This is a genomic window from Streptomyces sp. NPDC086989, from assembly GCF_044745505.1.
GTDB lineage: Bacteria > Actinomycetota > Actinomycetes > Streptomycetales > Streptomycetaceae > Streptomyces.
The window spans coordinates 499869-519323 of record NZ_JBIVAL010000001.1 but is presented as its reverse complement, the minus strand read 5'-3'; the positions used below and the strand labels follow the sequence as shown (position 1 = coordinate 519323).

At 71.9% G+C, this 19455-nt stretch carries 13 protein-coding genes; all 13 read left to right on the top strand.

What is annotated here, in order from left to right:
• The first annotated feature begins 58 nt into the window (after positions 1-58).
• The 13 genes from ACIPK4_RS02500 (at position 59) to ACIPK4_RS02440 (ending at position 19258) form a co-directional block, all read left to right on the top strand.
• Complete coding sequence (locus ACIPK4_RS02500) at positions 59-1588, top strand: bifunctional folylpolyglutamate synthase/dihydrofolate synthase (RefSeq protein ID WP_402308725.1); 1530 nt, start codon at positions 59-61, stop codon at positions 1586-1588.
• Positions 1589-1591: 3 nt separating this feature from the next.
• The gene (locus ACIPK4_RS02495) at positions 1592-1936 is read left to right on the top strand and encodes a DUF4233 domain-containing protein (protein WP_402308723.1); all 345 of its coding nucleotides are present in this window, start codon (positions 1592-1594) and stop codon (positions 1934-1936) included.
• A 78-nt stretch (positions 1937-2014) separates the two neighbouring features.
• Positions 2015-2428 (top strand): nucleoside-diphosphate kinase, encoded by a 414-nt coding sequence (ndk, locus tag ACIPK4_RS02490; protein WP_376196579.1) that lies wholly within the window; start codon positions 2015-2017, stop codon positions 2426-2428.
• A 293-nt stretch (positions 2429-2721) separates the two neighbouring features.
• Positions 2722-3741: a rod shape-determining protein gene (locus tag ACIPK4_RS02485; RefSeq protein WP_008738981.1), complete on the top strand. Its 1020-nt coding sequence runs from the start codon at positions 2722-2724 to the stop codon at positions 3739-3741.
• A 169-nt stretch (positions 3742-3910) separates the two neighbouring features.
• Complete coding sequence (mreC, locus tag ACIPK4_RS02480) at positions 3911-4855, top strand: rod shape-determining protein MreC (protein ID WP_402308721.1); 945 nt, start codon at positions 3911-3913, stop codon at positions 4853-4855.
• Between the two features lie 11 nt (positions 4856-4866).
• Positions 4867-5571 (top strand): rod shape-determining protein MreD, encoded by a 705-nt coding sequence (gene mreD / locus ACIPK4_RS02475; RefSeq protein WP_054226601.1) that lies wholly within the window; start codon positions 4867-4869, stop codon positions 5569-5571.
• 13 nt (positions 5572-5584) lie between these two features.
• A complete protein-coding gene (mrdA, locus tag ACIPK4_RS02470; protein WP_402308719.1) occupies positions 5585-7759 on the top strand; it encodes a penicillin-binding protein 2 in 2175 nt (724 codons plus the stop codon).
• Between the two features lie 7 nt (positions 7760-7766).
• A complete protein-coding gene (gene rodA / locus ACIPK4_RS02465) occupies positions 7767-8966 on the top strand; it encodes a rod shape-determining protein RodA (protein ID WP_402308718.1) in 1200 nt (399 codons plus the stop codon).
• 280 nt (positions 8967-9246) lie between these two features.
• The gene (locus ACIPK4_RS02460; protein WP_402308717.1) at positions 9247-10770 is read left to right on the top strand and encodes a CHAD domain-containing protein; all 1524 of its coding nucleotides are present in this window, start codon (positions 9247-9249) and stop codon (positions 10768-10770) included.
• A gap of 186 nt (positions 10771-10956) precedes the next feature.
• Complete coding sequence (locus ACIPK4_RS02455; protein WP_402308715.1) at positions 10957-12882, top strand: TIGR03960 family B12-binding radical SAM protein; 1926 nt, start codon at positions 10957-10959, stop codon at positions 12880-12882.
• A gap of 66 nt (positions 12883-12948) precedes the next feature.
• A complete protein-coding gene (locus tag ACIPK4_RS02450) occupies positions 12949-14034 on the top strand; it encodes a hypothetical protein (protein ID WP_402308713.1) in 1086 nt (361 codons plus the stop codon).
• 127 nt (positions 14035-14161) lie between these two features.
• Entirely contained in the window at positions 14162-14941 is a 780-nt protein-coding gene (locus tag ACIPK4_RS02445) for a TIGR03936 family radical SAM-associated protein (protein WP_054226620.1), read from the top strand.
• Between the two features lie 234 nt (positions 14942-15175).
• Positions 15176-19258: a ribonuclease E/G gene (locus ACIPK4_RS02440; RefSeq protein ID WP_402308711.1), complete on the top strand. Its 4083-nt coding sequence runs from the start codon at positions 15176-15178 to the stop codon at positions 19256-19258.
• Positions 19259-19455: the final 197 nt, after the last annotated feature.

Genomic DNA, 19455 nt, shown 5'->3' with positions numbered 1-19455 from the left:
AACGTCCCGAAACGGCCGGGTCGAAAGTCCCCGGGCCCCCCGTCCGTAGACTGGCCCCGTGAGTGAGCAGCAGCCCGAGAGCATCGGACCCGACGACCGCGACGAGACCACCGAGGTCTTCGACCGGATCGTGGCCGAAGAGTCCGACCGCGACCCCGACCTGGCGGTGATCGAGGCCGGCAGCCGCACCCTGCGCGCCCAGGCCGGACCGCCCCAGGGCGATCCGGTACCCGCGCAGCCCCTCGACCCGGAGGTGGCACGGGCGCTCCAGGAGGTGGAGCAGGAACTGTCCACCCGCTGGGGCGAGACCAAGCTGGAGCCGTCCGTCACGCGGATCGCCGCCCTGATGGACGTGCTCGGCGAGCCGCAGCACGCGTACCCCTCGATCCACGTCACCGGCACCAACGGCAAGACCAGCACCGCGCGCATGATCGAGGCGCTGCTCAACGCCTTCGAGCTGCGCACGGGCCGCTACACCAGCCCGCACGTGCAGTCGGTCACCGAGCGGATCAGCCTCGACGGGGCGCCGATCAGCGCCGAGCGCTTCGTCGAGACGTACTACGACATCAAGCCGTACGTGGAGATGGTCGACTCCTCCGAGGAGTTCCGGCTGTCCTTCTTCGAGGTGCTCACCGGTATGGCGTACGCGGCCTTCGCGGACGCCCCGGTCGACGCGGCCGTCATCGAGGTCGGCATGGGCGGCACCTGGGACGCCACCAACGTGATCGACGCCTCGGTCGCGGTGATCACCCCGATCAGCCTGGACCACACGGACCGCCTCGGTGCCACGCCCGGCGAGATCGCCCTGGAGAAGGGCGGCGTCATCAAGCAGGACGCCACCGTGATCCTGGCGCAGCAGCCGGTGGACGCGGCGCAGGTGCTGCTGAAGAAGGCCGTCGAGGTCGACGCGACGGTGGCCCGCGAGGGCATGGAGTTCGGCGTCGTCTCGCGCGAGGTGGCCGTCGGCGGGCAGATGCTGACGCTGCGCGGCATGGGCGGCGAGTACGACGGCATCTTCCTGCCGCTGTACGGGGCCCACATGGCGCACAACGCGGCGGTGGCGCTGGCGGCGGTCGAGGCCTTCTTCGGCGTCGGCGCGGAGCAGTCGCGGGAACTGGACGTGGAGACCGTGCGCAGGGCCTTCGCCTCGGTGACGTCGCCGGGCCGCATGGAGGTCGTGCGGCGCAGCCCGACGGTGGTCCTGGACGCGGCGCACAACCCGGCGGGCGCCCAGGTCACGGCGGAGGCGGTGACCGAGGCGTTCGGCTTCAGCCGGCTGATCGGAGTCATGGCCGCGAGTGAGGGCAAGGACGTCAAGGGGGTGCTGGAGGCCTTCGAGCCGATCTTCGCGGAGGTCGTGGTCACGGAGAACTCCAGCCATCGCGCGATGTCCGCGGACGAGCTGGCGGCGGTCGCGGTCGAGGTCTTCGGGCCGGACCGGGTCCAGGTGGAGCCGCGGCTGGACGACGCCCTGGAGGCGGCGATCACCCTCGCGGAGGAAGAGGCCGAGTACGGAGGGGCCGGGGTCCTGGTGACCGGTTCCGTGATCACGGTGGGCGAGGCCCGCCTGCTGCTGAAGAGGGGCTGAGGAATGCGCACGCTGTGTGCCTCGACGCTGATCGGCGAGTTCTTCGTGATCGGTTTCGCCGGGCTGGTCGCCATGAAGAACCCGGATCTGACCCAGGCCACCGTGTGGACGGTCTGCGGGATCGCCATGCTGCTGTCGGTGCTGCTGTGCGGGATGCTGTCGCGTCCGGGTGCGGTCCAGATCGGCTGGGCCCTGCAGGTCGGGCTGATCCTGAGCGGGTTCGTCGTCCCGATGATGTTCTTCCTCGGTGCGGTGTTCGCCGGGCTGTGGTGGTGCTCGGTGCACTACGGCGGCAAGATCGACGCGGCCAAGGCCCGCTGGGCGGCCCAGAGCGAGGCACAGGCCTGACCGGGTCCGTGCGCGGGCCGTACCCCCGGCCCCTGTAGCCTCGGGGAACCGCACCCGTTTGCCGCAAGGAGTTGGAAAATGACCCAGCGCACTCTCGTCATCCTCAAGCCGGACGCCGTCCGTCGCGGCCTGGTGGGCGAGATCATCGGCCGCATCGAGCGGAAGGCCGGCTGGACCATCCCCGCTCTGGAGCTGCGCACGCTGGACCAGGAGACCCTGGAGGCCCACTACGGCGAGCACAAGGGCAAGCCGTTCTACGAGCCCCTCATGGGCTTCATGGCCAGCGGTCCCGTCGTCGTCCTGGTGGCGGAAGGGGAACGTGTGATCGAGGGTGTCCGCCAGCTGGCCGGACCCACTGACCCGATCGCCGCGGCACCCGGGTCCATCCGGGGGGATTTCGGCACCGTCACCCGGGAGAACCTGATCCACGCCTCGGACTCCGAGGAGTCCGCCGAACGCGAGCTCAAGCTGTTCTTCCCCACCCTGGGATGAGTCCTTCCTGACGTAACATCAGCCGAATAGCGCTCATGACCTGGGGCGACCGAAGTAATTTCGGTCGCCCTTCGGTATTGCCGGGCGGTTGCGGGAACGCATGTGCAGGACACGTCGTCACCACTAAGGGGGCGGGTTTCCGTTCCGGCGGGATTGCCGGAGTCCCGTCGCGCGGTGTTCGTACTTACGGCACTACGATGGGGCCTCCACCCACACACCCACCTCGCCGACCTGACAGCAGCCGCTATCAACTGGAAGGCCAGACGCTCCTCATGGGGAACAAGGGGAACAACATGTCGTTCATCGGCCGTGACATGGCGATCGACCTCGGGACCGCCAACACGCTGGTGTACGTGAGGGGCCGGGGGATCGTCCTGAACGAGCCGTCCGTGGTCGCCATCAACACGAACACCGGCGGCATCCTGGCGGTCGGCTCCGAGGCGAAGAAGATGATCGGCCGGACGCCCGGCAACATCGTCGCCGTCAGGCCCCTCAAGGACGGCGTGATCGCCGACTTCGAGATCACCGAGCGCATGCTCCGGTACTTCATCCTCAAGATCCACAAGCGCCGCTACCTGGCCCGTCCGCGCGTCGTGGTCTGCGTCCCCTCCGGCATCACGGGAGTGGAGCGCCGCGCCGTCATCGAGGCGTCCACCCAGGCCGGCGCCCGCCAGGTGCACATCATCGAGGAGCCCATGGCCGCCGCCATCGGCTCGGGCCTGCCCGTCCACGAGGCCACCGGCAACATGGTCGTGGACATCGGCGGCGGCACCACCGAGGTCGCCGTCATCTCCCTCGGCGGAATCGTCACGGCACAGTCCATCCGGGTGGCCGGCGACGAGCTCGACAACGCGATCATCCAGCACATCAAGAAGGAGTACTCGCTCCTCCTCGGTGAGCGCACCGCCGAGCAGATCAAGATCACCATCGGCTCGGCGTACGACCTCGACAAGGACGAGCACACCGAGATCCGCGGCCGGGACCTGGTCTCCGGCCTCCCGAAGACGGTCGTGATCTCCGCCGCCGAGGTCCGCAAGGCCATCGAGGAGCCGGTCAACGCCATCGTCGACGCCGTCAAGACGACCCTCGACAAGTGCCCGCCGGAGCTCTCCGGCGACATCATGGACCGCGGCATCGTACTGACCGGCGGCGGCGCCCTGCTCCGCGGCCTCGACGAGCGGCTGCGCCGTGAGACGGGCATGCCGATCCACATCGCCGAGGACCCGCTCGACTCCGTCGCCCTCGGCTCCGGCAAGTGCGTGGAGGAGTTCGAGGCGCTCCAGCAGGTACTGGACGCACAGCCCCGGCGCTGATAGAGACCCCCGTTCGGGGGCCATGCGGAAGACAAGGATCCGCCGTACGGGTGCTGCCGCGCCCGTGCGGCGGATCGTTGATATACAGACCGAGAACCCCGGCGCGGGCACCGGCTCCACCGGAGCCTGCTCCGCCGGCACGACACATGGGAAGGCACGGCCGCCGCACGTGAGGGACACACGAGAAAGCCGGCTGCTCCTGGTGCTCATGATCGCCATCGCGTTCGCGTTGATCACGGTGGACATCAGGGCAGGCGAGGAGTCACCGGTCGACGGCGCCCGGCAGGCCGCCGCAGCGGTCTTCGGCCCCGTCGAGAAGGGCGTGGCGACCGCGGTCGATCCCGTCGCCAACGCGATAGGGGCCGTCCGGGACTCCGGCGAGCGCCACAACCGGATCGCCACGCTGGAGCGCGAGAACGCCGCCCTGAAGGCCAAGCTGGGCAGCGACGACCAGACCCGCAGCCGCATCCACGAGCTCGACGAGATGCTCAAGCGGGCCGGCGCCGGCCAGTACGGCATCAAGGGCGCCGAGGTCATCGCCATAGGAGCGGCCCAGGGCTTCTCCTGGACCGTCACCATCGACGCCGGCAGCAAGGACGGCATCGAGCGCGACATGACCGTCCTCAACGGGGAGGGACTCGTCGGCCGGGTCGCCACCGTGGGCCCCGACACCGCCACCGTCGTCCTCGCCAACGACCCCGACTTCACCGTGGGCACCCGTCTGGAGAAGACCGGTGAACTCGGCTTCGCCAACGGCCAGGGCGACCGCGCCCTGTCCGTCCAGATGCTCAACGGCAAGGCCAAGGTCGCCCCGGGCGACCGGCTCGTCACCTTCGGCTCGCGCGGCAACAAGCCGTTCGTGCCCGGCGTCCCGATCGGCGAAGTGGTCAAGGTCGACCCCTCGCGCGGCGACCTGACCCGCACCATCTGGGTCCGGCCGTTCGTCGGCTTCTCGCGCCTGGACATCGTCGGCGTCGTCGTCATGCCGCCGCGCGAGGACCCGCGCGACGCCGTGCTGCCCCCCAAGCCCGAGGTGAAGCCCACCCCGACGGTCACCGTCACGGTCACCCCGTCACCGTCCGCCAGTGTGCCCGGCAAGCCGGCCGACGAGTAGGAGCTGACCCCATGCGCTTCAACCGGATCCTGCTTTCGGCCACGCTCGTCGTGGTCGCCCTCGTCGTCCAGGTCTCCGTCCTGGGCCGGCTGCAACTGCCCGGCGCCGTACCCGACCTGGTCCTGCTCACCGTCGTCGCCCTCGCCCTGGTCTACGGGCACCTGAGCGGCGCGTTCATCGGCTTCGCCGCCGGACTCCTCGCCGACCTGGCCCCGCCCGCCGACCACGCGGCCGGGCGGTACGCGCTCGTGCTGTGCGTCATCGGGTACACCGCCGGCCTGGCCCGGCCCGACAACGGGCGCTTCCGCTCCGCCTGGGGCCCGATGATGACCGTCGTCGCCGCCGCCATCGGCTCCACCCTCCTGTACGCAGGCGTCGGCGCCCTCGTCGGCGACACCGCCGCACGCCACGTCGGGCTCACCGGGCTGCTGTTCACCGCGACCCTCTACGACCTGCTGCTCGCCCCGTTCACCGTGCCGTTCATCATGGCGCTGGCCCGGCGCGCCGAGAACGACCCGTTGGCCGTCGACGCGAACGGCGGCCCCGCCAAGACCGCCGACGTGTCCTCCGGATGGCTCTCCGGCGGCACCGGCCTGCGCATCGGCAGCCAGCGCGGCGGCCTGCGCCTGAAGACCGCACGCAGCCGCGCCAACAAGGCCGGCCGGATAAAGGGCGTCAAGGGAATCAAGAGTGTGAAGAGCGTCAAGAAGCTGTGAGGGGGGAGTTCCCGTGACCAACGTCCCCGAGACCGGCCGCACCTCCCGGGTGCAGATCCGGCTCGTCATCCTCCAGGTGCTCGTCTTCTCCTTCCTGTTCACCCTCGGCGGGCGCCTGTGGTACCTCCAGATCCGCAACGGCGCGGAGTACTACCACGAGGCCAAGAGCAACCACGTCCAGCAGGTCGTCCAGCCGGCCGTACGCGGCTCGATCCTGGACGCCCGCGGAGTCCCGCTCGCCGACAACGAGACCCGTCTGGTCGTCTCCGCCAGCCGCACGGCGCTGATGAAGATGAAGGACAAGGGCAAGGGCGTCCTCAGCCGGCTCTCCGACGTCCTGGACATGAAGCCGCAGGACGTCATGAACAAGGTCCGCATCTGCGACTCCCAGACCCCCAAGCCCTGCTGGAACGGCTCCCCCTACCAGCCGATCCCGGTCACCACCGAGGCCACCACCCAGCAGGCCCTCCAGATCCGCGAGCGCCCCGAGGAGTTCCCCGGCATCACCGCCGAGCCCACCGCCGTACGCCGCTACCCCGCGCCCGGCGGCGCCAACACCGGCCAGGTCCTCGGCTACCTCTCCCCGGTCACCGACGACGAGATCCAGAAGGCCAAGAACACCAACTCGCCGCTGCTGCGCTCCGACCAGGTCGGCCGCTTCGGCCTGGAACGCACGTACGACAGGACCCTGCGCGGCAAGTCCGGCGTCACCCGCTACGAGGTCGACAACCTCGGCCGGGTCATGGGCCAGGCCAAGAACGATCCGGCTATCCCCGGCGCCCACCTCGTCACCAGCATCGACGCCCGCGTCCAGGGCGTCGCCGAATTCGAGCTGAACGCGGCCATGGTCGAGGCCCGCAAGCAGATCGACCGCAACACCGGCGTCCCCTACAAGGCCGACGCCGGCGCCGTCGTCGTCCTGGAGTCCAAGACCGGCCGGGTCGTCGCCATGGCCTCCATGCCCACGTACGACCCGAACGTCTGGGTCGGCGGGATCTCCGCCAAGGACTACGCCAAGCTCACCGCCAAGGAGTCCAACGTCCCGCTGATGAACCGGGCGATCCAGGGCCAGGCGGCCCCCGGCTCCATCTTCAAGGTCATCCCGACCGCGGCCGCGGTCAACGCCGGATACAAGTTCGACGGCGAGTACCCCTGCCCCAGCTCCTACTCGATCGGCGGCCAGGTCTTCAAGAACTTCGAGTCCCAGGGCCACGGCTCGATCACCCTCGGCCGGGCCCTCGAAGTCTCCTGCGACACCGTCTTCTACGCGCTCGGCCACAAGGAGTGGCTCAAGGACGGCGGGCTCCATCCGAAGAAGCCCCCACGCGAGATCTTCTACAAGACGGCCCACCAGTTCGGCCTCGGCGCCGAGACCCACGTGGACCTGCCAGGCGAGGAGAAGGGCCGGGTCCCGGACCGCCGGTGGAAGCAGGCGTTCTGGCAGGCCAACAAGGACATGTGGTGCAAGACCGGAAAGAAGGGCGGCACCTACGTCGAGCTGCTGTCCTACGAGAACTGCCTCGAAGGCAACCTCATGCGCGCCGGTGACGCCATCAACTACTCCATCGGCCAGGGCGACACCCTCGTGACCCCGATCCAGATGGCCACCATCTACGCTGCCATCTGCAACGGCGGCACCATGTGGAACCCGACCATCGGCAAGGCCATCATCAGCGCCGACGGCAAGCGGATCGAGGAGATCAAGCCGCAGGCCCACGGCAGGCTCCCGATGACGGAGACCACCCGCCGCCAGATCGGCGAGGCCCTGGAGGGCGTCGCCACCCGCGGCACCGCCGCCTGGCGCTTCGGCGGCTGGCCGCAGAAGCAGATCCCCATGCACGCCAAGACCGGCACCGCCGAGGTCTACGGCAAGCAGACCACCTCGTGGTTCGCCACGTACACCGAGGACTTCACGATCGTGATGACGATCTCCCAGGGCGGTACGGGTTCGGGCGCCTCCGGCCCCGCCGTCCGCAACATCTACAACGCCATCTACGGCCTCGACATGACCGGCAAGCAGGACGTCGAGAAGGCCTTCCTGCTCAAGCCGGAGAAGAAGCTGCCCACCATCCAGCCCGACGGCTCCATCGACGCCCCCGACATCAAGCCGTACGTGCCCCCGTCCCCGGAGGAACCGGTGCCCGCGCTCGCCGGTCCCCCCGCCCCGCCCGCCGCGCGGCAGGACTGAGACCCCGATGCAGACCGCGAACAAGTTCTCCGTATCCCGGTACGCGCCCGAGCGCGGCACGATGGCCAAACTGACCTCGCGCGACTCGGTGCTTCGCCGCCTCGACTGGCCGATACTCCTGTCGGCGCTCGCCCTGTCCTTCATCGGCTCGCTGCTGGTGTGGTCGGCGACCCGCAACCGCACCCAGCTCAACCAGGGCGACCCGTACTACTTCCTGATCCGGCACGCCCTGAACACCGGCATCGGCCTCGTGCTGATGATCGGCACCGTCTGGCTCGGCCACCGCACCCTGCGCGGCGCCGTGCCGATCCTGTACGGGATCTCACTGGTGCTCATCCTCGCCGTGCTCACCCCGCTCGGCGCCACCATCAACGGCGCCCACGCGTGGATCGTGATCGGCGGCGGCTTCTCCCTCCAGCCCTCCGAGTTCGTGAAGATCACGATCATCCTGGTCATGGCCATGCTGCTGGCCACCCGGGTCGACGCGGGCGACCTCACCCATCCGGACCACCGGACCGTCGTCAAGGCGCTGTGCCTGGCCGCCGCGCCGATGGGCATCGTCATGCTGATGCCCGACCTCGGCTCCGTCATGGTCATGGTCATCATCGTGCTCGGCGTGCTGCTCGCCTCCGGCGCCTCCAACCGCTGGGTGTTCGGGCTGCTCGGCTCCGGCGCGGCCGGCGCCATCCTGATCTGGCAGCTCGGCGTGCTCGACGAGTACCAGATCAACCGCTTCGCGGCCTTCGCCAACCCCGACCTCGACCCCGCCGGCGTCGGCTACAACACCAACCAGGCACGCATCGCGATCGGCTCCGGCGGCCTGACCGGCTCCGGGCTCTTCAAGGGCTCGCAGACCACCGGCCAGTTCGTGCCCGAGCAGCAGACCGACTTCGTCTTCACGGTGGCGGGGGAGGAGCTGGGCTTCCTCGGTGCCGGGCTGATCCTGGTCCTGCTCGGCATCGTGCTCTGGCGGGCCTGCATGATCGCCCGCGAGACCACCGAGCTGTACGGGACGATCGTGTGCGCCGGGATCATCGCCTGGTTCGCCTTCCAGGCGTTCGAGAACATCGGGATGACCCTCGGGATCATGCCGGTGGCGGGACTCCCGCTGCCGTTCGTCTCCTACGGAGGATCATCGATGTTCGCCGTCTGGGTGGCGGTCGGACTACTCCAGTCGATCAAGGTACAGCGGCCGATGTCGGCCTAGGGAGTGTCGTCAAAGTAGCGTCGGCCGCCCGAAGGGCGGGGCCGGCGGGGCCTGGTGCGTGCGATCGCAAGGCGGAGGAGGGAATCGACGCGGTGGGGGCACCTCCCAGCGGTAGCTGGGGGACGTCGGTGACCGACGACAACGCGGCGAGCGTGCGTACCAGGCCCCGCCGGCCAGACGGGACTTTGACGACACGACCTAGGGCCGATCTTCGGTCGCTTCCGCCGCCGATTGCCCGTTCCCCCTGACGTCGTCGTCCGTTCAGGACTAAGTTCGAACCATGGCGGACACGAAGCGCGAGATCGAGCGCAAGTTCGAGTTCACGACGAGCAAGGCCGCGCGCCGCGGAATCCCGGACCTGACCGGCACGGCCGCGATCGCGGCCGTCGCCGACCAGGGCACCGTCGACCTCGACGCCGTCTACTACGACACCCCCGACCAGCGGCTCGCCGCCGACGGCCTCACCCTCAGACGCCGCACCGGCGGCGCCGACGCGGGCTGGCACCTCAAACTGCCCGTCTCGCCGGGCGTCCGCGACGAGGTCGGCGCCCCGCTCGACGACACCGTCCCCCAGGTACTCGCCGCCCTCGTCCGCTCCCGCGTCCGCGACGCCGCCCTGGAACCGCAGGTCCGGCTGCTGTCCTCGCGCCGCGTCAGCCACCTCCTCGACGCCGACGGCGCACTCCTCGCGGAACTCTCCACCGACGCCGTCCGCGCCGAACGCGACGACGCCTCCGCGTCCTGGACCGAGGTGGAGGTGGAACTCGCCGACGGCGTCGACCCCGCCCTGCTCGACGCCGTCGAGAAGAAGTTCCGCAAGGCCGGGCTCCGGGTCTGCGACGCCCCCTCCAAACTCGCCCGGGCCCTCACCGAGACCGGCAACGAACCGCCGCGGCGGCCGGACCCGGCCCCCGCCCACGACACCGCCGGCGCGCACGTCCTCGCGTACCTGCGCGAACAGCGCGACTCCCTCGTCGCCCACGACCCCGCCGTCCGCCGCAACCTGCCCGACTCCGTCCACCAGATGCGGGTCGCCTGCCGCCGGATGCGCAGCGCCTTCAAGTCCCACCGCAAGGTCCTCGACCGCGCCGCCACCGACCCCCTCGGCGAGGAGCTCCGCTGGCTGGGCGCCGAACTCGGCCTCGACCGCGACCAGGAGGTCCTCTTCGACCGGATCCAGACCGGCATCGCCGACCTCCCGCGCACCCTCGTCCTCGGCCCCGTCCGCGGCCGCCTGCGCGTATGGAACAACACCCGTCGCTCCGGCACCCGGCGCCGCGCACTCGCCGCGCTCGACGGCAAGCGGTACGCGGCCCTGCTCGACGCCCTCGACGCCCTGCTGGCCGACCCGCCCCTGCTGCCCGCCGCGGCCGATCCCGCCGCCAAGGTGCTGCCCAAGGCCGTCCTCAAGGACTTCGAGCGCCTCGCCACCCGGGTCGCGGCCGCCCTCGACCGGGAACCGGGCGAAGCGCGCGACCTCGCCCTGCACAGCGCCCGCAAGGCCGCCAAACGCGCGCGCTACGCGGCCGAGGCGGCCACACCGGCACTCGGCAAACCTGCGAAGCGCCTGGCCAAGGCCGTGAAATCGGTGCAGAGCCAGCTCGGCGACCACCAGGACAGCGTCGTCGCCCGCCAAGCCCTGCACGGCCTCGGCGTCCAAGCGACCGGAGCGGGCGAGTCGGCTTTCACCTGGGGCGTCCTCTACGCCCGCGAGGAAGCTCTGGCCGAGCGGAACGAGCGGGAGCTCCCGCGGATCTGGGAGAGCGCCGCCGACCCTGAGCTGCGGTCCGCCCTGGGGGTGTGACCGTAGGACATCCGGATCGTTGAACCGCCGAGCGCCTTCCTTCCCCGCCGCGACGGGGGTGACCCGCCGTGCGACTCCCGTGACGTCCGGTGCGCGCTCCGCTCCCCGCAGGCTGCGGGATTCAGGGGGTGGCTGAGAGCGGGTTACGCTTGATAGTCGCCCCCCTGCCAGCTCACGAAGGTTGCTATGCCCGCCGAGTCAGTCTTTCCTCAGCTCGAGGCCCTGCTTCCGCACGTTCAGAAGCCGATCCAGTACGTCGGCGGTGAGCTGAACTCCACCGTCAAGGACTGGGACGCCTGTGACGTCCGCTGGGCGCTCATGTACCCGGACGCGTACGAGGTCGGGCTGCCCAACCAGGGCGTCATGATCCTGTACGAGGTGCTGAACGAGCGCGAGGGCGTCCTCGCGGAGCGCACGTACAGCGTGTGGCCCGACCTCGAAGAGCTGATGCGCGAGCACAACGTGCCCCAGTTCACCGTGGACAGCCACCGCCCCGTGGGCGCCTTCGACGTGTTCGGCCTGTCCTTCTCCACGGAGCTGGGCTACACGAACATGCTCACGGCCCTGGACCTGGCGGGCATCCCGCTGGAGGCCCGCAACCGTACGGTCGACCACCCCATCGTCCTCGCGGGCGGCCACGCGGCCTTCAACCCCGAGCCGATCGCGGAGTTCATCGACTGCGCGGTCATCGGCGACGGCGAGCAGGCCGTCCTCGACATGACGGAGATCATCCGCACGTGGAAGGCCGAGGGCCGCCCGGGCGGGCGCGAGGAGGTCCTCTTCCGCCTGGCCAAGACCGGCCAGGTCTACGTGCCGGGCTTCTACGACGTCGACTACCTGCCCGACGGCCGCATCGCGCGCGTCGCCCCGAACAAGTCGGGCGTCCCGTACCGCGTCTCCAAGCACACGGTCATGGACCTCGACGAGTGGCCGTACCCCAAGCAGCCGCTGGTCCCGCTCGCCGAGACCGTCCACGAGCGGATGTCCGTCGAGATCTTCCGCGGCTGCACCCGCGGCTGCCGTTTCTGCCAGGCCGGCATGATCACGCGCCCCGTGCGGGAGCGAAGCATCACCGGCATCGGCGAGATGGTGGAGAAGGGTCTCAAGGCCACGGGCTTCGAGGAGGTCGGCCTCCTGTCCCTGTCCTCCGCGGACCACTCCGAGATCGCCGACATCGCCAAGGGCCTGGCGGACCGCTACACGGACGACAAGGTGGGCCTGTCCCTGCCGTCGACCCGCGTGGACGCGTTCAACGTCGACCTGGCGAACGAGCTCACCCGCAACGGGCGCCGCTCCGGGCTGACCTTCGCCCCCGAGGGCGGCTCCGAGCGCATGCGCAAGGTCATCAACAAGATGGTCTCGGAAGAGGACCTGATCCGCACCGTCGCCACCGCGTACGGCAACGGCTGGCGCCAGGTGAAGCTGTACTTCATGTGCGGCCTGCCGACCGAGACCGACGAGGACGTCCTCCAGATCGGAGACATGGCGGTCAACGTCATCGCCAAGGGCCGCGAGGTCTCCGGGCAGAACGACATCCGCTGCACGGTGTCGATCGGCGGATTCGTCCCGAAGCCGCACACCCCCTTCCAGTGGGCGCCGCAGCTGTCGGCGGAGGAGACGGACGCGCGCCTGACGAAGCTGCGGGACAAGATCCGCGGCGACAAGAAGTACGGCCGCTCGATCGGCTTCCGCTACCACGACGGCAAGCCGGGCATCGTCGAGGGCCTCCTCTCGCGCGGTGACCGCCGCATCGGCGACGTCATCCGCGCCGTCTACGAGTCGGGCGGCCGCTTCGACGGCTGGCGCGAGCACTTCTCGTACGACCGCTGGATGGAGGCCGCCGAGAAGACGCTCCCGGCCTACGGCGTCGACGTGGCCTGGTACACGACCCGCGAGCGCACGTACGAGGAGGTCCTGCCCTGGGACCACCTGGACTCCGGCCTCGACAAGGACTGGCTCTGGGAGGACTGGCAGGACGCCCTCGACGAGACCGAGGTCGAGGACTGCCGCTGGACCCCGTGCTTCGACTGCGGCGTCTGCCCGCAGATGGACACGCACATCCAGATCGGCCCCACGGGCAAGAAGCTTCTCCCGCTGACGGTCGTGAAGTAACCCCGGCCCGACCCGACCTGGCCCCCCGACCGCAACGGTCGGGGGGTTTTCGGTGTCCTAGCCGGTATGGAACTCGACAAGCGGCAGGCCGCGGATCCCGGTGAGGGCTGCCTCGTGGGGGTCATCCGGGTGCCCGTCAAGATCGTGGCGCTGATCGTCGTACTGCCCGTACGGGTGGTTTGGGATCTGCTCGTCGCCTTCGGGCGGGCTGTTCAGCGGCACGTGCTCGGGCCCCTGTGCGTGTACGTCCTCCAGCCGGTGCTGCGCGGCATCGGCCGGGTGCTGACCGTGCTGCTCAAGCTGGTGTTCGTCTGGCCCTGGGCCGGCCTGTGGCGGTACCTGCTCGTCCCGGTCGGGCAGGGGCTGGCCCGCGTGTGGCGGGGCCTGTACGGCCAGGTGCTGGCGCCGGCCGGGCGGTTCCTGACCGCCTACGTGCTGCGTCCGCTCGGGGAGGCGCTGGCATGGCTCGCCCGCGGCGGCATGCGCTACCTGCTCGCGCCCCTGGCCAAGGGCGTCGCCTGGATGGGGTGGGCTCTCGGCATGGCGCTGTTCGTCTGGCCGTGGGTCGGGCTGTGGCGCTACGTGCTCGAGCCCGTCGGCCGCGGAGCGCTCTGGCTCGCCGCGACGGCTTACCGGTACGTGCTGACCCCCGTCGGGCACGGCCTCGCATGGCTGGCGGTCGCGGTGTTCCAGTACCTGTTGCGGCCCGCCGGGCTGGGTCTCGCCCGGCTCGTGACCGCCCTGTACCGGTACCTGCTGCGGCCCGTCGGGCTCGGCCTCGCATGGCTGGCCGCAGCCCTCTACCGGTACGTGCTCGCGCCGCTCGGGCAGGTGCTCGTCTGGGCCTGGCACGTCGCCGGGCGGATCGTGCGGGCCGTGTGGCGGGCGGTCCGGCTGGTCGGGTGGGTGGTCGTGGGATGGCCCGTGTCGCAGGTCTACCGGCACGTGCTGACACCGGTCGGACATGTCGTACGAGAGGTGTGGCGAACCGTCCGCACCACCGTCCGCCAGGTCCGGGCCGACGTGCGGAAAGCGCTGTTCGGGGGCCCCGGCCGGGAACCGGCGAGGTCACGGGCGCGTACTCTGGGTAGTACGACAGCCGTGAGCAACACGCCCGCCCCCGAGAGCCCCCTGCCCCAGCGGCAGGGGTGAGCCGGAGGGCACGGCGTGGTCCGCCGGCTCACCAGACCTCAGGGCGACGCGCGAGCCGCGGAGCCCCGCACAAGGAGAAGAACCACTGGGCAAGCGACAGCCCGAAGGCCCGCCCCCCGCACCGGTGGTGCAGCGCATCCGACTGCGCTACACCAAGCGCGGCCGCCTCCGGTTCACCAGCCACCGAGACTTCCAGCGCGCGTTCGAGCGGGCCCTGCGCCGCGCCGAGGTGCCCATGGCGTACTCGGCCGGCTTCACCCCGCACCCCCGGGTCTCGTACGCGAACGCCGCGCCGACCGGCACCGGCAGCGAGGCCGAGTACCTGGAGATCGCCCTCGCCGAGCCCCGCGACCCCGAGAAGCTCCGCGAGCTGCTCGACGAGTCGATGCCGGTCGGGCTCGACATCATCGACGCCGTCGAGGCCCGCACCTCCGGTCTCGCGGACCGGCTGACGGCCTCCGTGTGGGAGCTGCGGCTGGAGGGCGTGGAGGGCGCCGACGCCGAGCGCGCGGTCGAGGCCTTCCTCGCCGCCGAGACGGTGGAGGTGCAGCGCCGCACCAAGAACGGCATGCGCACCTTCGACACCCGCGGGGCCGTGGTGAGCCTCGAGGCGGTTCCTGCCCCGGCTGATAGGCCGCTGGACAATGCCTGTGCGATACTGCGGCTGGTTGTTCGGCATCTGACACCTGCCGTGCGACCCGACGACGTCCTGTCCGGTCTCCGAGCTGTGGCCGACCTGGCGCCGCCGGTCCCCGCAGCGGTGACCAGGCTGGCGCAGGGGCTCTTCGACGAGGAGTCCGGCACGGTGACCGACCCGCTCGCGCCCGACCGCGAGGCTGACACGGCCGCTCCACCCACGGCCGCCGTGGCCGCCGACGCGAAGGCGCCGGAAGGTCCCGCCGCGTAGGGATCGTCGTCGTCGCGCAGCCCTGGGACTCGGGAGCCACCTGGGTCGGGCCGCGCACAGACCTGAAGACTTCCGCCAGGCCGTACGGACAAGACGTACGGAACCGGCGGCCATGGACTAGAGCTCCCGTGTGGCGACCGCGCCCCGGAGGCCGGGTCCGCGCCGAACGCGCGGGACCGTGCCGGACCGGAAGTCAGCCGCGGCGCCCGGGAGCGTGACGGGAGAACCGCCCGCATGCTCAACAACGAAACCAACAACACCACCGGTGGCGCCGACAGCGGCAGCCCGAGCGACAACCTGCCTCCGCGCAGGCGTCGCCGCGCCGCGTCCCGGCCCGCGGGACCGCCCGGTGCGACCGCCGTCGCCCCGGCCGCCGCGGTGACCGAGACCGCCGAGGCCGCTCCGGCCGCCCCCGCCGAGGAAGCCGCTCCGGCCGCCGCCCCGGCCCGTACCCGCCGCCGCGCGACCCGCGCCGTCGCCGCCCCCGAGGCTGCCGCCGCCGAGGTCGTGGTCGAGGCCGCCGCCCCGGCCGCCCAGCCCGCTCCGGTCGCCGAGGAGCCCGCTGCCCCCGCGCCGCGGGCCCGCCGCCGTGCGACCCGTGCCGTGACCGCGCCGGAGGCCCCGGCCGCCGCCGAGGCCGCGCCCGCCGCCGCTCCCGTCGTCGAGGCCGAGGCCGTCGAGGAGGCCGCTGCCCCGGCGCCGCGGGCCCGTCGTCGTGCGACCCGTGCCGTGACCGCGCCGGAGGCCCCGGCCGCCGCCGAGGCCGCTCCCGCCGCCGCTCCCGTCGTCGAGGCCGAGGCCGTCGAGGAGGCTGCCGCCCCGGCGCCGCGGGCCCGTCGCCGTGCGACCCGTGCCGTGACCGCGCCCGAGGCCCCGGCCGCCGCCGAGGTCGTGGTCGAGACCGCCGCCCCCGCCGCCCCCGCTGCCACGGCTGCTCCGGCCGCCGAGGAGGCCGCGGCCCCCGCGCCGCGGGCCCGTCGCCGTGCCACCCGCGCCGTGACCTCCGCCGAGGCCCCCGCCGCCGAGGCCGTCGTCGAGGAGGCCGAGGCCCCGAAGCCGACCGTCACCGTCGCCGACGCCGTGGACTCGCCCAAGCGCGGCGGCCGCCGCCGCGTCACCCGCTCCGCCGCTTCCGCGGCCTCCTCCGCCCCGGCCGCCCAGGCCACCGCCCCGGTGCAGCCCGCGGCCGAGGAGCCCGCCGCCCCGGCCCCGTCCCGGGCCGCGCGCCGCGCCACTCGTCCCGCCGTTGCCGTGTTCCGGGCCCCGGTCTTCACCGAGCCGATGTTCCAGACGCCGGAGACCGCCGCCATGGCCGCCGCGGCCGCCGCCGCAGCCGCCGAGGCGGAGGAGATCGAGGAGGAGGACGAGACCGAGGCCGAGGCCGTCCAGGCCCCCGCCGCGCAGCCGGCCGGCCGTCGTCGCCGCCGTGGCCGCGGTGCGGTCGAGGCCGCCCCGGCCGCCGAGTCCGCGCCGGTGTCCCTGGCCGACGTCGAGCAGATGGAGGGCGAGGCCGAGGCCGCCGAGCTCGACGAGGAGTCCGCCGAGTTCGACGAGGGCGACGAGTCGGGCGAGCGCCCGTCCCGCCGTCGCCGTCGCGGCGGCCGCCGCCGTCGCCGCGGCGAGGCCGCCGACCTGGACGAGTCCGCCGAGGACGAGACCGAGCCGGAGGCCGCCGGGCAGGAGGCCGCCGAGCTCGACGAGGAAGAGGACGAGGCCGACGAGGCCGGCGCCCTGGGCTCCAGCTCCAGCCGTCGCCGCCGGCGCCGCCGCCGTCGCAGCGGTGAGCCCGCCGACGTCACGTCCGGGGCCGAAGCGGGCGAGGACGACGGCGTGCGCACCGTCGTCAAGGTCCGCGAGCCGCGCCCGGCGCGCGAGAAGGCCGAGCCGTCCGACGAGGTGCAGTCCATCAAGGGCTCGACCCGTCTGGAGGCGAAGAAGCAGCGCCGCCGCGAGGGCCGCGAGCAGGGCCGCCGTCGCGTCCCGATCATCACCGAGGCCGAGTTCCTGGCCCGCCGCGAGGCCGTCGAGCGCGTGATGGTCGTCCGCCAGAGCGGCGAGCGCACCCAGATCGGCGTCCTCGAGGACAACGTGCTCGTCGAGCACTACGTCAACAAGGAAGAAGCCACCTCGTACGTCGGCAACGTCTACCTGGGCAAGGTCCAGAACGTGCTGCCGTCGATGGAGGCCGCCTTCATCGACATCGGCAAGGGCCGCAACGCCGTCCTGTACGCCGGCGAGGTCAACTTCGAGGCGCTCGGCATGGCCAACGGGCCGCGCCGCATCGAGTCCGCCCTCAAGTCCGGCCAGTCGGTCCTGGTGCAGGTCACCAAGGACCCGATCGGCCACAAGGGCGCCCGCCTGACCAGCCAGGTGTCCCTGCCCGGCCGCTACCTGGTCTACGTGCCCGAGGGCTCGATGACCGGTATCAGCCGCAAGCTGCCCGACACCGAGCGCGCGCGCCTGAAGACCATCCTCAAGAAGATCGTCCCCGAGGACGCGGGCGTCATCGTGCGCACCGCCGCCGAGGGTGCGAGCGAGGACGAGCTGCGCCGCGACGTCGAGCGTCTGCAGGCCCAGTGGGAGGACATCCAGAAGAAGTCGAAGCAGATCTCGACCTCTTCGCCGAGCCTGCTGTACGGCGAGCCGGACATGACCGTCCGCGTCGTGCGCGACATCTTCAACGAGGACTTCTCGAAGGTCATCGTCAGCGGTGACACCGCCTGGGAGACCATCCACGGCTACGTCTCGCACGTGGCCCCGGACCTGGCCGACCGGCTGTCGCGCTGGACCTCCGAGGTCGACGTCTTCGCGACGTACCGGATCGACGAGCAGCTCGCCAAGGCGCTCGACCGCAAGGTGTGGCTGCCCTCGGGCGGCTCCCTCGTGATCGACAAGACCGAGGCGATGATCGTCATCGACGTCAACACCGGCAAGTTCACCGGTCAGGGCGGCAACCTCGAAGAGACCGTCACCCGGAACAACCTGGAGGCGGCCGAGGAGATCGTGCGCCAGCTGCGGCTGCGCGACCTCGGCGGCATCGTCGTCATCGACTTCATCGACATGGTCCTGGAGTCGAACCGCGACCTGGTCCTACGGCGCATGCTGGAGTGCCTGGGCCGCGACCGTACGAAGCACCAGGTCGCCGAGGTGACCTCGCTGGGCCTGGTCCAGATGACCCGCAAGCGGGTGGGCCAGGGCCTGCTGGAGTCCTTCTCCGAGACCTGCGTCCACTGCAACGGGCGCGGTGTCATCGTGCACATGGAGACGCCGACCGCGGTCGGCGGCGGTGGCAACGGCAAGCGCGCCAAGCGCCGTGGCGGCCGTGGCCACGAGCACGACCACGAGATCGAGGGCGTCGAGACCGTCGAGGCCGAGGTCCTCGAAGCCGAGACCGAGGCCGAGGTGGCCGCCGAGCTGGCGGCGCCGGTGGCGCTGCCCGAGCCGGCGTTCGTCGCGGACGAGGAGCTCTACAGCAGCGCGGCGGAGGCGGAGGCCGCGGCCGGTCTGAGCGGCCGTCGCAACCGTCGCCGCGCCACCCGCAAGGCGACCGCCCCGGCGGGTGCCCCGCGCGGTGGGGCCGCCCAGGCCCCGGCCCCGGTGGCCGAGCCCGTGGCGCAGCCCGTGGTCGAGGTCGAGGACGAGCCGGTCACCGAGCCGGCCGAGACCGTCCTGGAGCCGGCCGCCGAGGTCGTCGCCGAGGCGGTGGAGGCCTCCGAGACCGTCGAGGCCGCGCCCAAGGGCCGCACGCGCCGCCGGGCGACCCGCAAGGCCACCGCTCCGGCGGGTGCCCCGGCGCCCGCGGCGGAGGCCGCACCGGAGCCGGAGCCGCAGCCGGAGCCGCAGCCGGAGCCGGCCGCGGAGCCCGTCGCCGAGGCGGAGCCCGAGCCCGTCGCCCCGGTCGCCGAGGCCCCCGTCGAGGAGGCCGCCCCGGCCCGTCCGCGTCGGCGTGCCACCCGCAAGGCCACCGCACCCGCCGGTTCCCCGGCAGGGGCGGCGGAGGCCGCCGTGGTGGTCGTCGAGACCCCGGCCGCCGAGCCCGAGGCAGCCCCGGCCCCGGCCGAGGCTGCGCAGGCCCCGGAGGCTCCGGAGGCCGACGACGCGGTCGCCGAGAAGCCGGCCAAGAAGGCGGTCCGCAAGACGGCCGCCAAGAAGGCCCCGGCGAAGAAGGCCACCGCCGCCAAGAAGGCGACGGCCGCCAAGAAGACGGTCGCGAAGAAGGCGACGGCCAAGAAGACCGTGGCCAAGCGCGCGACGAAGAAGACCGCGGCGGCCGAGCAGCAGGCGCAGCCGTCCGTCTCGGCTCCGACCGAGGCCTGATCCGCCCGGCCCGTGGGCCCCGCCTCCCGGCGGGGCCCACGGCCGCACGGGGCCCGGTTTGACCCTCCGGAACCGGCCCCGTAACCTAGACCGTCGGCATGTCCTAGATGGTTTACGTCTAGTGCGCGTCGCGCTCCTGAGCACCTTCCTCCCGCTGAGCACCACATGCAGGAGAGGCCGCTCGTCCAATCCGGATC

Excerpts from the sequence above, each read along its gene's own strand:
- ACIPK4_RS02495 (WP_402308723.1), top strand. The coding sequence starts at position 1,592 with ATGCGCACGCTGTGTGCCTCGACGCTGATCGGCGAGTTCTTCGTGATC.
- ndk (WP_376196579.1), top strand. The coding sequence starts at position 2,015 with ATGACCCAGCGCACTCTCGTCATCCTCAAGCCGGACGCCGTCCGTCGC.
- ACIPK4_RS02485 (WP_008738981.1), top strand. The coding sequence starts at position 2,722 with ATGTCGTTCATCGGCCGTGACATGGCGATCGACCTCGGGACCGCCAAC.
- mreD (WP_054226601.1), top strand. The coding sequence starts at position 4,867 with ATGCGCTTCAACCGGATCCTGCTTTCGGCCACGCTCGTCGTGGTCGCC.
- rodA (WP_402308718.1), top strand. The coding sequence starts at position 7,767 with ATGCAGACCGCGAACAAGTTCTCCGTATCCCGGTACGCGCCCGAGCGC.
- ACIPK4_RS02460 (WP_402308717.1), top strand. The coding sequence starts at position 9,247 with ATGGCGGACACGAAGCGCGAGATCGAGCGCAAGTTCGAGTTCACGACG.
- ACIPK4_RS02455 (WP_402308715.1), top strand. The coding sequence starts at position 10,957 with ATGCCCGCCGAGTCAGTCTTTCCTCAGCTCGAGGCCCTGCTTCCGCAC.
- ACIPK4_RS02450 (WP_402308713.1), top strand. The coding sequence starts at position 12,949 with ATGGAACTCGACAAGCGGCAGGCCGCGGATCCCGGTGAGGGCTGCCTC.
- ACIPK4_RS02440 (WP_402308711.1), top strand. The coding sequence starts at position 15,176 with ATGCTCAACAACGAAACCAACAACACCACCGGTGGCGCCGACAGCGGC.